At 32.7% G+C, this 13,477-nt stretch carries 12 protein-coding genes; 7 read left to right on the top strand and 5 right to left on the bottom strand.

What is annotated here, in order from left to right; all coding sequences use genetic code 11:
- Positions 1-3 precede the first annotated feature (3 nt).
- Together GCL57_RS06200 and GCL57_RS06205 are read right to left on the bottom strand one after the other, a co-directional pair.
- Positions 4-270 (bottom strand): hypothetical protein, encoded by a 267-nt coding sequence (locus GCL57_RS06200; RefSeq protein ID WP_152212475.1) that lies wholly within the window; start codon positions 268-270, stop codon positions 4-6.
- Between the two features lie 590 nt (positions 271-860).
- The gene (locus GCL57_RS06205) at positions 861-1,367 is read right to left on the bottom strand and encodes a hypothetical protein (RefSeq protein ID WP_152212476.1); all 507 of its coding nucleotides are present in this window, start codon (positions 1,365-1,367) and stop codon (positions 861-863) included.
- A gap of 202 nt (positions 1,368-1,569) precedes the next feature.
- Between GCL57_RS06205 and GCL57_RS06210 the strand changes: the two genes are divergently transcribed.
- The 4 genes from GCL57_RS06210 to GCL57_RS06225 all read left to right on the top strand — a co-directional run bounded on the left by GCL57_RS06210 (position 1,570) and on the right by GCL57_RS06225 (position 6,212).
- Positions 1,570-2,655 (top strand): hypothetical protein, encoded by a 1,086-nt coding sequence (locus GCL57_RS06210; RefSeq protein ID WP_152212477.1) that lies wholly within the window; start codon positions 1,570-1,572, stop codon positions 2,653-2,655.
- 25 nt (positions 2,656-2,680) lie between these two features.
- A complete protein-coding gene (locus GCL57_RS06215) occupies positions 2,681-3,868 on the top strand; it encodes an HlyD family secretion protein (RefSeq protein WP_152212478.1) in 1,188 nt (395 codons plus the stop codon).
- Between the two features lie 25 nt (positions 3,869-3,893).
- A complete protein-coding gene (locus GCL57_RS06220; RefSeq protein WP_152212479.1) occupies positions 3,894-5,456 on the top strand; it encodes a DHA2 family efflux MFS transporter permease subunit in 1,563 nt (520 codons plus the stop codon).
- A 168-nt stretch (positions 5,457-5,624) separates the two neighbouring features.
- Positions 5,625-6,212 (top strand): superoxide dismutase, encoded by a 588-nt coding sequence (locus GCL57_RS06225; RefSeq protein WP_152212480.1) that lies wholly within the window; start codon positions 5,625-5,627, stop codon positions 6,210-6,212.
- Positions 6,213-6,237: 25 nt separating this feature from the next.
- Here the strand turns inward: GCL57_RS06225 and GCL57_RS06230 are convergent, their stop codons facing one another.
- The gene (locus GCL57_RS06230; protein WP_152212481.1) at positions 6,238-6,945 is read right to left on the bottom strand and encodes an ABC-2 transporter permease; all 708 of its coding nucleotides are present in this window, start codon (positions 6,943-6,945) and stop codon (positions 6,238-6,240) included.
- Between the two features lie 3 nt (positions 6,946-6,948).
- Positions 6,949-7,839, bottom strand: coding sequence for an ABC transporter ATP-binding protein (locus GCL57_RS06235; protein WP_152212482.1), 891 nt, complete (start codon positions 7,837-7,839; stop codon positions 6,949-6,951).
- 327 nt (positions 7,840-8,166) lie between these two features.
- Here GCL57_RS06235 and GCL57_RS06240 point away from each other — a divergent pair, with 327 nt between their 5' ends.
- Positions 8,167-9,759 (top strand): FMN-binding glutamate synthase family protein, encoded by a 1,593-nt coding sequence (locus GCL57_RS06240; protein WP_152212483.1) that lies wholly within the window; start codon positions 8,167-8,169, stop codon positions 9,757-9,759.
- Between the two features lie 29 nt (positions 9,760-9,788).
- Here GCL57_RS06240 and GCL57_RS06245 read toward each other — a convergent pair whose 3' ends face one another.
- Positions 9,789-10,538, bottom strand: coding sequence for a substrate-binding periplasmic protein (locus GCL57_RS06245; protein ID WP_152212484.1), 750 nt, complete (start codon positions 10,536-10,538; stop codon positions 9,789-9,791).
- 224 nt (positions 10,539-10,762) lie between these two features.
- On the opposite strand from GCL57_RS06245, the gene GCL57_RS06250 reads away from it, so the two are divergent.
- Both GCL57_RS06250 and GCL57_RS06255 read left to right on the top strand, forming a co-directional pair.
- On the top strand, positions 10,763-11,644 hold the full coding sequence (locus GCL57_RS06250) for an MBL fold metallo-hydrolase (RefSeq protein ID WP_152212485.1): 882 nt from the start codon (positions 10,763-10,765) through the stop codon (positions 11,642-11,644).
- 191 nt (positions 11,645-11,835) lie between these two features.
- On the top strand, positions 11,836-13,437 hold the full coding sequence (locus GCL57_RS06255) for an APC family permease (protein WP_152212486.1): 1,602 nt from the start codon (positions 11,836-11,838) through the stop codon (positions 13,435-13,437).
- The last annotated feature ends 40 nt before the right edge of the window (positions 13,438-13,477 follow it).

Consider the following 13,477-nt stretch of genomic DNA (forward strand, 5'->3'; position numbering starts at 1 on the left):
ATTTTAATTTCCTAAAAAATATTTAATTATTAATATTAAGAATTGAATTAAATAGCCAATGTAAATTGGATTTATCTTTTTCTGTAAGTCAAAGAAGCTGACTGTTTTGGTTATATTTTCTTTTTTAATAAATTCTGAAAATAATTCTTTTAATTTAATTGAGCGGTGGGGTAGGATAGGGACATTCTGATTTTTTGAAACTTCTTCTTTAACTGAGATAGAAATCTTGATGTTTTGCAAACGAAGTTCTATAATAATAATATTTTTCATATGAACCCTTTTTTATTTTAAATGAGGATATAAAAAGAAATATATAAATGTTAGAAGCGTAAAAGTAGAGCATACCTGTTTTTGTCTTTACATATGTTCTCCTTTTATCAGAGATTTAACTCCGAAGGTTTGAGATGCTTTATTTAAAAATAGAACCGAAGCTTGTAATGGTCTGAAATAACTATAAGGATTTTTTTTTATTAATACAAGTTAATACAAGCCAGTGCAAGATAATTTGACTTCAAAACTATAAGAAATAAGCCAATGCAAGCCAATTTGATTTCGAAACTTAAAATATTTTGCGTTTATTATTTAATAATTTTTTTTAATATTTTATTAAAAAAATTAAATCCCTACAAATGTAGGGAAGAGTGTTACTTGGATCAATTTGATTTCGAAACGGTTCATCCCTACGTCCATAGGGGAATAGATCTCTTTCTGTTTTAGGAAGAGATCGAAACGGTTCATCCCTACGTCCATAGGGAAATAGAGGTGAAGGAACATTGATTAATTATTTTATATGGGGCTGTTAGTCAATATTTAAAATATTTTTTAATTATTTGCAAATAGATTTATTCTTGATATTTTTTTCAGTAAAGAAGAGTTAAAGTGACATCTCCTGGTAAACGATAATATGGTTTCATTTGACCACCCAAATTTGTGCACATTGCAGAATTTCCAGGCGTGTAAATGTTAAATGCTGTATTGTAATTCAAACAAAAATACTGCATATCCCAACCAGGATTCCAGTAAACTCCTCCTGCTGTACCACATTCTTCAGCGCGAAAATATGAAAGACTATGATAGGTTCCTGTAGCTCCATTTGCAAGAATGTACCAACCTTTTGACTTAAGTGGATTTGCATCAACAACTGTGACACATGCAATACGGTTTGAATGATTAATTAAAGTTATACTGTTGCCAGATGAAGATGGATTAACTTTATTTTCAATTACAGCAGTTGATAACACTGTCGGTAATGAATATGAATCATTAGATAATTCATTTGGTAGAAGATTTGAAGTTTGTTCCGCAAATGCAAAATTTGCAACGGAAAACAATAGAGAAGCAGCAAAGCATGAAATAATTTTTTTCATATAAACTCCTTTGATTGTAAAAAAAAAATTATATTTTGACTCGATTATTTTTTCTACATATAAATTTGTCAAAAAATTGACTTATTGAGTTATTTTATATCTATAATAATCAATAAATTAAGTTTAATTTGACATCATTTTGTAAAAAATAATTCCGATAATTATTGGTATTTATATATTTAATAAATTGAAGGGAATGGAATTGGCTTTTATAATTCTTCCCCCCACAGTGATGATTTCAGAAAATCCAGAGACTGCAGCCGCAACTTTGGCACGGGCAAAGGCATACCAAGAACAACTTTTACAACAATTGGGAATTGCAAAAAATCAACAACAGACTTCGATTGTAAAAGGAGCCTATCGAGGAACTCGAATTTTTTTATGGAATAAAAGTTACAATGCTTATTTAGCAACATACTTTTCATTTCCCAATGGTAAAAAACAGAATGATGAATACTTAGAAACGGCATCTCTTATTCGACATTCTGATTGTGTGCAAATGGGCTCTGTTTGGAAAATTATTAATAAATCATTCATTCCTATTTCTATGGAAAACTCTACAGAAGATTTATTAAAAATTTCAAATCGCACTTTTATAGATAAATCTCCTTTGCGGGTTGATACCTTTTTTAATTTTCGTTCGGAATATCGCTTGCAAAATATTTTAGAAACATTTGTTGGAGAAAAACTTGCAGCAAATGGTATACAAAATCTAACAAATTTATCAAGAATTGTTTGCAAAGAAATTGATGTAAAAGAATTAAAAAGTGATAAACAGTTGGAGTATCCAGCAAGAGCTCATCGAGATATTATTATAAATTTTAGTGCAAATCTGTTGCAAGAAAAGGAAACTTGGCCTAAGGTAAATTATAAAGCACAACTGAATTCTGGAGTTTTTGCGGAAAAACACGAAGATTTATTTTCTGATAAAATAGAGAATTATATTAATCCGCAAAAAATTGCAGATGACATTTTAACGAAAGTAGTTCCATTATTGCATGATATAAGGGCAGAAGAGTTTAAGATTATTCGAAGATATCGTGGTTGGGTCTATTTAAATCGAGGACGCGCTTTTGGATTGCAGGTAGGAATGCGTCTCGTCGGGCCGAATCATTCTACTTTTCATATTATCCGTTATTTACCTGAAGTGAATGGTGAAATTGATTCTTGCATCGCTTTTATACGCTATGAAGACAAAGAGAAACCCGTATTAGTTGGAGACATTTTAAAAATAGATCCAACCCTCTTTCCAAAAGCAAAAATATCAGATACTAACCTTAATAAGTGAATGTTCATTTATAAGGAAAAATAAAATGCTGCGGAATAAATTGCGAGATTTTAAGAAAAAGAAATCTTCTAAAATCTTTATTGGTATTTTAAGTGCTTCTTTTGTAATTTTTGTCATTTTCTGGATATTTTCTTTTGGGAAAGAAAGCACAGATGCATCGCAAATAGAAGGACATATCGTCACTATTTCACCACAGATATCAGGAAAAGTTGTTAAAATTTTTGTTTCAGATAATCAAAATGTAAATGAAGGAGATCCTTTGGTTGAACTCGACAGTGCTCAACAAAAGGTGGAAGTTGCTCTTGCTATGGCGGACTTAGATGCAGCCAAAGCATCTTTTGAACAAGCTGAAGCTGAATTGTCACGCACAGATAAAAATTATTTTGCAAATTTAGCCCAAGCTCGAGGGGGACTCACCCAAGCTAACTCTGGAATTGTAACGAGTGCGGAAGCTGTTAAACAGGCTAAGGCAAATTTAGATTCTGCGATCAGTGCCGAATCTTTAGCCAAAAAAAATCTTGAACGGTTTCTAAGTTTAAAAATTCAAGGAGCAGTGTCACAAGCAGAATTGGATAATCAGCAAAATCAATACGAGCAGGCACGTGCTGCTCTTCATTCTGCACAAGCACAAGTGGCCAGTATGCAGGCATCAAGAACTCAGTCAAGTGGAGGCTTGCAACAAGCAAAAGGACAAATGTTGCAAGCTGAAGCTTTAGAAAATCAGGTTAAATCTTTTGCAGCTGCGGTTAATTTAGCACAAGCAAAGGTGAAAAGAGCTGAGGCCGCCTTAAATCAAGCTGAATTAAAGTTAAGTTATACTTTAGTCAAAGCTCCTTTTTCTGGAACTGTATCGAATAAAACAGTTGAAAATGGAAAAATTGTTCAAATTTCTTCTCCGTTACTTTCTATTGTTTCTTTAACAGACACTTGGGTGGTTGCCAATTTTAAAGAAAATCAATTAAAAAATATGCGTGCAGGACAAAAAGTTAAAATTAAAGTTGATAGTTATCCTTCAAAAACATTTACAGGAGTTGTGAAAGGACTTTCAGGTGCATCTGGAGCGACTTTTGCTTTGTTGCCTCCTGACAATTCTTCAGGAAATTTTGTTAAAGTAACTCAGAGATTTCCTGTGCAAATTGAAATAACCTCTCGCCCCTCTGATGCTGTCTTAAGACCTGGTATGAGCACGGTTGTGACCGTTCACACTCGTTGATTTTAAATTCTTTTTTGGAATAATTATGGCTTCATTTCAAACAGAATCAAGTTCGGTTGTTCAAGGATCAAAACTTTTAATAACCATTTCAGCAATGATGGCTTCTTTGATGGCTGTCCTTGATATTAGCATAGTTAATGTTGCATTAAATGATATTCGTGCAAGTTTTGGTGCACAAATGGATCAAGTTGCCTGGATATCTACGGGCTACATGATGGCAAATGTTGTTGTTATTCCAATGACAGGTTATTTTCAAAATCGTTTTGGTCTAAAAAATTATTTTTTATTTTCAATTACCTTATTTATTATTGCAAGTGTTTTATGTGCACTTTCATGGAATCTTTTATCATTGGTTATTTTTCGTATTTTGCAAGGAGCTGGAGGAGGTGCTATTATTCCTACGGCCAGTACAATTCTTATTTCAAGATATCCCCGCGAAGAACAAGGTATGGCGCAGGCATTTATTGGCTTAGGTGCTATTACAGGCCCTTTATTAGGACCAACAATCGGGGGATATTTAATTGATTATTCCAGTTGGCATCTTATTTTTCTTATCAATCTTCCTATTGGAATTCTTGCTTTAATCATGTCTGCATCAAGTATTAAAATTGAGAATTTTATACCCAGTAAAGAAACACTGGATCGCTATGGATTTGCCTTATTGGCAGTTGGTCTTGCCAGCTTGCAATTTATCCTTGAAGAAGGAAATCGTGATGATTGGTTTGCCAGCAATGCCATTATTTTTTTTAGTGTGCTGAGTTTGGCCTGCCTCGTTACCCTCATTTTTCAACAGCTTGAATCTAAAAAACCTATGATCAATTTTCGTGTTTTTACTGAGTGGAATTATTTATTTTGTACTTTAATAAATTTTTTGCTTGGCACCGTTCTATTTGGAGTCTCCTTTTTATTTTCACTTTACTGTGCAAATGTGATGCAATATTCACCTTTAAATATTGGTCTGCTATTTTTAAAAGGAACATTCATTCAAATTATTGTAATGCCTCTTATTGGGAAAGTAGTTAAATTTATAGATAATCGTTATCTAATTGTATTTGGGATTATTTTAGTTACCTTTAGTTTATGGTTGAATTCCAATTTAAATCAAGCAAGCAGTGAGTTTGATTTAATAACTATCTTATTTATTCGTTCTATTGGTCTTGCTTGTTTATTTATTCCTTTATCTGTCATTGCAATTTCAAGGATTCCAACAAAAGAACTTGGCAATGCTGTGGGGCTTTTTAATTTAACCAGAGAGCTTGGTGGATCTATAGGCATTGCCTGGATGAGCTCGCTCCTCGTAAATCATATTAAAGAATTTGATTTTTTATTAAAAGCTAAAGTCAATATTGGCAATGAAGTTGCAGAAAATCAATTGAAGATGATGGAAGCCATTCTAGTGGGAAAAGTTTCAGACGCTAAGCAAGCTGCATTACAATTGCTTCAAGTTCGAGTGAATCTGCAATCTACAATTGAAGCATTTAATTCTGGATTTTTTATTTTAGCTTTTCTTTTCTCTACTTCACTTTTTTTTATTATGCTTATAAAAAAACAGAAAAAAATAAATTTAGAAGAAAAAAAATCAGCCTAGCTATTTAGATATATTATAAAATTATCTTTTTAGAAAAAAATTACGCTGATTTTATTTTTAACTTTCTATATATTATATTATTTAAGGTTTTTGGCTCATATGTTTGCTACTCAACTATTTTGATGATAAAATAGAACGAGTTTTTTATTTGTTTAAGGAGAAATTCGTATGGCTAAAGAAATCCGTAATTTTAAGCATCTTCTAGGTAAATTAGAAGGAATCAGCGATCCACAACTTGAGGCACATTTTGGCCTTTATGAAGGGTATGTTAAAAAATTAAATGAAATAGAAGAAAAGCTTGAGAAGGTTGACAAAGGCTTAACAAACTACAGCTTTGGTGAGTATTCAGAACTCAAACGTCGTCACTGCGTTCCCTATAATGGAACTTATCTACACGAAATGTATTTTGATAATATGTTGGCGAGCGAATCTCCCTCTACAAAGTTTGAAAAACTTGTAAAAGAAAGCTTTGGCAGCATGGATGCATGGAAAGCAGAGGTCAAAGCAACTGGTTTAGCGGTCCCAGGGTGGGTTGTTACTTGTGTTGAAACAACAACAGGAAAATTAAGAAATGTGCAAATTATGGAACACCATATTGGTTTCCCATTAAATCACACTCCGGTTCTTGTTATGGATACATGGGAACATGCATTCTTTTTAGACTTTAAAGCGAATCGCGGTGGATATATCGACACCTTTTTTAAGAATATAAATTGGTCAGTTGTAAATGCTCGGGTTGCACAAATTGTTAATTAAAAAAAACTCCCATTTGGGAGTTTTTTTATACCTTTTGCGTTTTTCTGTACATTTTTTGAAATAAAAACAGAAAAAAGAATGAATAAGCCGCAAGACAAATGAGTGGATTTAAAATCGAAATACTTTTATCTACAAAAGAATAAGAAAGAACAGTCCACTGATAAGTGGGGATAAAATTTCGAACCGTCCCGAAGATACCTGTTGCAGGCAAACTAAAAGAACCAAAGAAAAGTAACAGATTTAAAAGTGTAAATATACTACGTGACGACTCAGGGTTAGCTGCATATCCAATTGCCATTCCTAATAAAGCCATTGGTATTGCACCCAAAAGAGCAATTGTAGCAAAAGAAATAATTTGCTCAAAATTTACGTTTATATGTAGAATAAAAAGAGCAACGAGCGACACAGAAAATAAATTAATAAAAGAAAGTGAAAGAGTGTGAAGCATTCTTCCGATTAACATTGGTTTTAATCCGACAGGAAGCGAACGTAAGTATTTAGCCCATTCAGAGTTTTTTTCTTGTGTGACACCCATACCAAGTAACATGAGAGCGACTGTTTGGACAGAATAATTAAAAAAAACGATGAGTGCGCCAAAAGCATTTTTTTCTTCCCATTGATGTGCAAAGAGTAAAAGCATCAGTGGTGGAAAAATAAGAGTAAAAAAGAGGGCAGGAATATTACGAATTGTGCTTAAAAAATAAATTTTAAAATACTCTAAACCAAGTCTCAAAATTTACTCTCCTTTAGACAGATTTAAAAATGCAGACTCAAGATTTTCTTTCTTAATTTGCAAATTTGAAAATGGAATGTTGTGTTTTACAAGTTCATAAATAAGAGCATCAGAATTTTTTGTAATTAACGTATAATTTCTATTTTTATTAATAACTGAATCTATAGTCTGAAACCCTTCAAACGAGCACTCTGTTCCACAATCAAAACTCACCTTTGATTGCGTAGAATTTGCAAGTTTTTGTAGCCCTTCAACACTTTCATCTGCAATAATTTCACCTTTTTGTAAAAAGAGAATACGAGTTGCAATTTGTTCAATCTCTTCTAAATAGTGGGTTGTTAAAAAAATTGTTTTCCCTTTATTCTTGTAATCTTTAATAACTTCCCAAAGTATTTTTCGTGCTTCGACGTCAAGACCTGTGGTGGGTTCGTCTAAAAAAACAATTTTAGGGTTGCCAATAAAGGCAAGTGCTAATGCAAGTCTTCTTTTTTGTCCTCCAGAGAGTTTGGAGGCTTTTAATTCTAGAAAATTTGTTAAACCAAATTTTTCAACCATTTCTTGAATGGGCAGCGGATTTGGGTAATGAGCCTGGACAAATTGGATAATTTCAAGGGTTTTAAGACCTTCAGGGAATTCTATATTTTGAGGAGTGGAGCCAATATGAATGCGGGATTCGGGGTTGGTTGGATTTTTCCCAAAGAGTTTTATTTTACCGGTTGTAGGTATTTCTTGTCCGAGCATCATTTTTATTGTGGTCGTTTTTCCTGCTCCATTTACTCCTAACAAACCAATAACTTCGTTGTGAGAGATATTTAAATTAAGATTTTTTATTATATTTATTTTACCATAATTTTTAGTAATATTTTTAAACTCTAAGATGAAATCCTGTTTCATGTTGCTCTCCTCTGACAATGGAACATGTATTGTTTTTTTAGGTTAGTTGCAAGTTAGAAATTTTTAACTTATATTATGAAGGTATTAAAGTGTTTTGTAATAATTCAAAATCATATGTTTAAAAATATTAATTGTTTGATTTTTATAAATGCCATGTAAGTATATAAAAAAATATATTTTTTTATAAATTAAATTTAAAAAATAATTTATAAAATAAGAAAGTTTTTTGTCGCTTGTTTTTATAACTTGACAATTTTCAGCTATAATAGAGTGAGAATTGAGAGTGCTTAAAAGGGTTAAATACTTTGTTTAAAATTCGGGGAGAGAATGCGAAATCAATTTGTAATGGTATCTATTATTCTAATATTATTAAATATTATATCTATTTTTGTGTTTCCTTGGTTTTTGCTTTCACTCATTGTTATCATTCCACTCATTGTCATGGGAATCATTGATATGATTCAACCCTCACAGACTTTAAGGCGAAACTTCCCAGTCCTTGCCCGTGCAAGATATTTAATGGAGGAAATCAGACCTGAAATGCAGCAGTATTTCATCGAATCTGATATAGAAGGAATGCCTTTTAATCGTGAACAGCGTTCAGTTGTTTATCAAAGAGCGAAAGGGGCACGAGATACAGTTCCATTTGGCACTAAAAAAAATGTCTATCAGGTTGGCTATGAGTGGGTTAATCATTCGTTAAGTCCAACCCATGTCAGCCCAGAAAAATTGCGTGTATTGATCGGTGGAAAAGATTGTTTACAACCTTATAATGCAAGTTTATTAAATATTTCTGCTATGAGCTATGGATCCTTAAGTCGCAATGCTATTTTAGCCCTAAATGCGGGTGCAAAAGCGGGAAAGTTTGCTCATAATACGGGTGAGGGAGGTTTAACACCTCATCATCTTGAAAATGGAGGAGACATTATTTGGCAGATTGGGACAGGTTATTTTGGTTGTCGCAATAAAGATGGTACTTTTAATGATCTGGAATTTATAAAAAAAGCCGCACATACCCCCCAGGTAAAAATGATTGAAATTAAATTATCTCAAGGCGCAAAACCTGGTCATGGTGGTATATTACCAGCTCAAAAAGTAACAAAAGAAATTGCTGAAATTCGAGGAGTTTTAATGGGGAAAGATGTTTTATCTCCCCCTGCACACAGCGCATTTAGAACACCCTCTGAGCTCTGTTACTTTATAGCAAAATTAAGAAAAATTTCGGGTGGAAAGCCTGTTGGAATAAAATTATGTCTTGGCAATAAATGGGAATTTATTGCTATTTGTAAAGCGATGATAATCACTGGAATGATGCCTGATTATATTTCAATTGATGGAGCTGAAGGGGGGACGGGTGCTGCGCCACTTGAATTCACTAATACGGTTGGCACACCGGGTATTGATGCTCTTATGTTTGTCCATAATTCTTTAGTTGGCTTTGGTCTTAGAAATAAAATACGAGTTATGTCTTCAGGAAAAGTAACAACTGCTTTTGAAATGATAAAACTTATGTCACTCGGTGCAGATGCGGTTTATTCTGCTCGTGGGATGATGCTCGCATTGGGGTGTATTCAGGCACTCAAATGCAATTCTAATCATTGCCCAACCGGCGTGGCAACTCAAAATAAATCTCTAATGGTCGGACTTGATGTGACAGATAAGAAAAAAAGAGTTACAAATTTTCATCATGAAACAATGAAAAGTTTACTTGAAATAATCGAAGCAATGGGTCTTGATAGCCCGCAAGAGTTAAGACCTTGGCATGTCATGCGTAGAGTGAGTGAAACGGATTCTAAAAATTATGGTGAAATATTTGAATACATTCCTGAAGGATCGCTGCTTGAAAAGAATTTACCAGCTTCTTTTGAATCGGCTGTAAAGCTTGCTTCTCCAGATAGTTTTAGACCTATCTTTATTTAAGTGGATTATTTTTTCTTTAATAAAAAAAATCAATTTTCAAATATATCGCAACTTATTTTAAGTTTATCTTGATCCTTTATAATGATATTATTTATTGTATCTTTTACGTTCGGCTCCAGATTTTTTGAAAAACCTATATAAATGGATGTTTTAAAGTCTCCAATTTTAATAATCCGAAGCTGATTTAACCAACCATTTTTTTTAGCTTCTAAGATACCTGCTTTGGGGTTACTTAAGTAGAGTAGATCAACTCGTTTGTTAATTAGCTTTTGTAAGAGTTTATTAATGGGAGCTTCTCCTGAAGTTTCTGAAAGAGTTATATTATTTTTCTTTTGTTCAAAATATTTTGGTAAAGTGACACCCGTTCTAATACCTATAACTTTATTTTTAAAAAGATGTGAATTTTTATAATCTTTAATGTTTGAGTTTTTTGTGACAAAAATATACTCTGGAATCTGGCAGATAGGTATAGAATGATGCAAAACAGGTATTTCTAAAAAGAGATTATCGGTGGTTATCGATAAAATATCTATTTTTCCATTATGTAATTCGTGAAATCCGCGTGCCAATGGAAAATAAATAAATTCTAAATTATAATTGCCATTATCATTTATTTTTTTTAGTATAGAATTAACTATTAAACCATCCGCTTTTCCGTCTTTATTCTTAAATACATATGGGTATGATTCAAAATATCCAATTTTAATAACTTTATCTATAGCATGTGCATTTGAAATAAAAAAAGTAAAAATTAAAAAAAGAGACATTAGATATTTCAATTTTGACACTCCATTTATATATAAAAAAAACTTTTTACAGATTATAAGTTATTTTATATATTAAACTATAATCTGTTACTTTTCAATTTATTTGTTTTGCCAATATTGATTTTAGGATTTTACCAGTGGTATAAAGTAACGAGCGAATTTGTTTTTGCAGGACTTAAACAGTTGTTTTGTGATTTTATCAAGTCAAGTTTGTAATAACCCATAGGAGACATCCAATGAACATCGGTCGAAGAGTGTTTGGTTTTATAGCGATTGCTCTAAGTGCTATTTCCGTGGCTGCTGTAGCTGAGCCGTTTAAGTTAGAGGTCTATAATCCTGGAACAAAAAGTATTTTTCCAGTGTCGTCTGAACTTATTATTGGAAAGAAAGATGTTGTTTTAATCGATGCTCAATTCCAACGTAATGATGCTGAGGCATTGGTAAAGAAAATTCGTGCCACAGGAAAAAATTTAACAACCATTTTTATTACTCATAAAGATCCTGATTTTTATTTTGGGCTTGATACCATTACTAAAGCTTTTCCCAAAGCAAAAGTTCTTGCAACCAAGCATACAGTAAATGATATTAAAGAATCTATGGACGGAAAATTAAAATATTGGGCACCAATTTTAAAAGAAAATGCACCTAAAGAAGTGATCCTTCCTACAGTTTTAGAAGGCAACTCCTTTACTTTAGAAGGAGAAAAAATTGAAGTTATCGGATTAGATGGTGCAAGTCCGAGTGATACTTTTCTTTGGATACCTTCCATTAAAGCTGCGTTGGGTGGAGTCATTGTTTATGGAAAGATGCATCTATGGGTTGCTGATAATCAGTCAGAAGAATCTCGTAAACATTGGTTTGAAACAATGGATGTTATGGAAAAATTAAATCCAAAAAGAATTGTTCCCGGCCATTTTCTTGCAAATGCACCACAAAATTTAGAATCCTTAAAATACACTCGTAATTATTTAAAGGCCTTTGAAGTTGAAGCAAAAAAAGCTAAGGATGCTAAAACATTAATTGCTCGTATGCAAAAGCTTTACCCTAGTTCAGGTGGTAAAACAGAACTTGAAATGAGTGCTAAAGTTATTAAAGGCGAAATGAAGTGGCCTATGTAAAAAACTTCTCTGGTAAATAATTTATATTTGCCAGAAAGTTTTTCACGCTTTTTTATTCAATTCGTATTGCCAGCCAAATTTATAATTTTTAATCATTTTATAAGTATAACTAAAAAATAAAAATTTTTATTCTCAAACAAGAACAAATACGATATTGTCTAAATCCATTTTACTATAGGAGAAGTTCGTTAATGGAATTAAAGCGTGGAATTTCTACTTGGGGCATCCTATTTGCTTCGGTCAGTGCAACAATAGGCTCTGGTTGGCTTTTTGGATCTCTATACACGGCAAAAATGGCTGGCCCAGCTGCTATTTTAGCATGGTTTATAGGAGCTGTTGCAATTATAATTGTTGCGATGTGTTTTGCAGAATTATCGACAATGTTTCCCGTCTCAGGTGGGCTCAGTGCGTTTCCTCTTTTTACACATGGAACAACAATATCATTTATTTTAGGTTGGGTTTCATGGTTGGCATTTATTGTTATTGTTCCAATAGAAGTTTTAGCTGTTATTCAATATGGTGCAACATTTGTTCCTTCACTTATGCAAAAAGTAGGAACCTCAGATCAACTCACTCCCTATGGTTATATTGTAGCTTTTTTTCTAACAGGTATTTTATTGTTAATTAATATAACAAGTGCTCGTATTATGTCTAAGACAAGTTTTTATATTACAATTTGGAAATTATTAGTTCCATGCCTCCTTATTGTTTTATTTCTATATAAAGCGCACCACTTTGAAAATTTGACATCGCATGGTTTTGCTCCGAGTGGAATGCAAGGTCTCTTTGCATCTCTATCTGTGGGAGGAATTATTTTAGCCTACAATGGATTTCAGCCCGGAGTTGCTCTTGCAGGAGAAACTAAAAATCCGCAACGCAGTATTCCGATTGCGATTGTGGGTTCTATGGTCATTTGCATGTTTATTTACTGTTTTTTACAATTTGCATTTATTTTGGCTGTGCCACCTGAAAATTTATCACAAGGTTGGAGCATGTTGAGTTTTGCGGGTGAAGAAGGACCTTTTGCAGGATTGGCAATTATCATTGGTTTGGCTTGGTTTGGAATTATTTTATATTCTGACGCACTTATTTCTCCATTTGGCAGTGGGGTGATCTTTATGGCTGCCTCTGCACGCTCTTCTTACAGTATGAGCAAAAGTAAATTAATGCCTCACTTCTTTCAAATTCTGTCTAAAAACAGTGTTCCTTTACCAGGTTTAGTTGTTACTTTCATATTATCTCTTGTTATATTTGTCTGTTTTGATGATTGGCAGGAAATGGCTGCATTTTATGCGGCGGCAATTTGTTTGTGTAATGCTGTTATTCCTGTGACTTTATTTATTATGCGTAAGGATTTTCCAAATCTACCTAGACCTTTTAAAATCTTTTCATATAAAATCATTTCAATGCTTGCTTTTTATATAAGCAATATGCTGTTTTTCTGGTGCGGTTGGCACATTATCTGGAAGCTAGACATAGTCATTGGCATTGGAATTATTGTGCTTGCAGGAATGAAGCATTTTAATAAAAAGAGTATTTCGATCGATCTCAAATCTTCGATTTGGCTTGGGTTTTATCTTATTGCATTTAATCTCATCTCATTTCTAGGGACATATGGAAATGGTTCCTTAAAATTTATTCCAAATGGTTATGATTTTGTCTGTATTGCAATTATAAGTTATATTTCTGTTATGCTTGCTAATAAATTTAAACTTGATAAAAATAAAGCTGAAAAACTTATTCACGAAACTCTTCACTCAATTGAGAGTGAGAAAAAAAATCAAGGCATTTAATACTCAAATTTAAATGCCGTATTTTTAAGCGGTATTATTT

This window comes from Fluviispira multicolorata, from assembly GCF_009208585.1.
GTDB classification, from domain to species: Bacteria; Bdellovibrionota_B; Oligoflexia; order Silvanigrellales; family Silvanigrellaceae; genus Silvanigrella; species Silvanigrella multicolorata.

Bases quoted from the DNA above. Each gene is read 5' to 3' on its own strand.
- GCL57_RS06200 (WP_152212475.1), bottom strand. From the start codon at position 270: ATGAAAAATATTATTATTATAGAACTTCGTTTGCAAAACATCAAGATT.
- GCL57_RS06205 (WP_152212476.1), bottom strand. From the start codon at position 1,367: ATGAAAAAAATTATTTCATGCTTTGCTGCTTCTCTATTGTTTTCCGTT.
- GCL57_RS06215 (WP_152212478.1), top strand. From the start codon at position 2,681: ATGCTGCGGAATAAATTGCGAGATTTTAAGAAAAAGAAATCTTCTAAA.
- GCL57_RS06220 (WP_152212479.1), top strand. From the start codon at position 3,894: ATGGCTTCATTTCAAACAGAATCAAGTTCGGTTGTTCAAGGATCAAAA.
- GCL57_RS06225 (WP_152212480.1), top strand. From the start codon at position 5,625: ATGGCTAAAGAAATCCGTAATTTTAAGCATCTTCTAGGTAAATTAGAA.
- GCL57_RS06235 (WP_152212482.1), bottom strand. From the start codon at position 7,839: ATGAAACAGGATTTCATCTTAGAGTTTAAAAATATTACTAAAAATTAT.
- GCL57_RS06240 (WP_152212483.1), top strand. From the start codon at position 8,167: ATGCGAAATCAATTTGTAATGGTATCTATTATTCTAATATTATTAAAT.
- GCL57_RS06250 (WP_152212485.1), top strand. From the start codon at position 10,763: ATGAACATCGGTCGAAGAGTGTTTGGTTTTATAGCGATTGCTCTAAGT.
- GCL57_RS06255 (WP_152212486.1), top strand. From the start codon at position 11,836: ATGGAATTAAAGCGTGGAATTTCTACTTGGGGCATCCTATTTGCTTCG.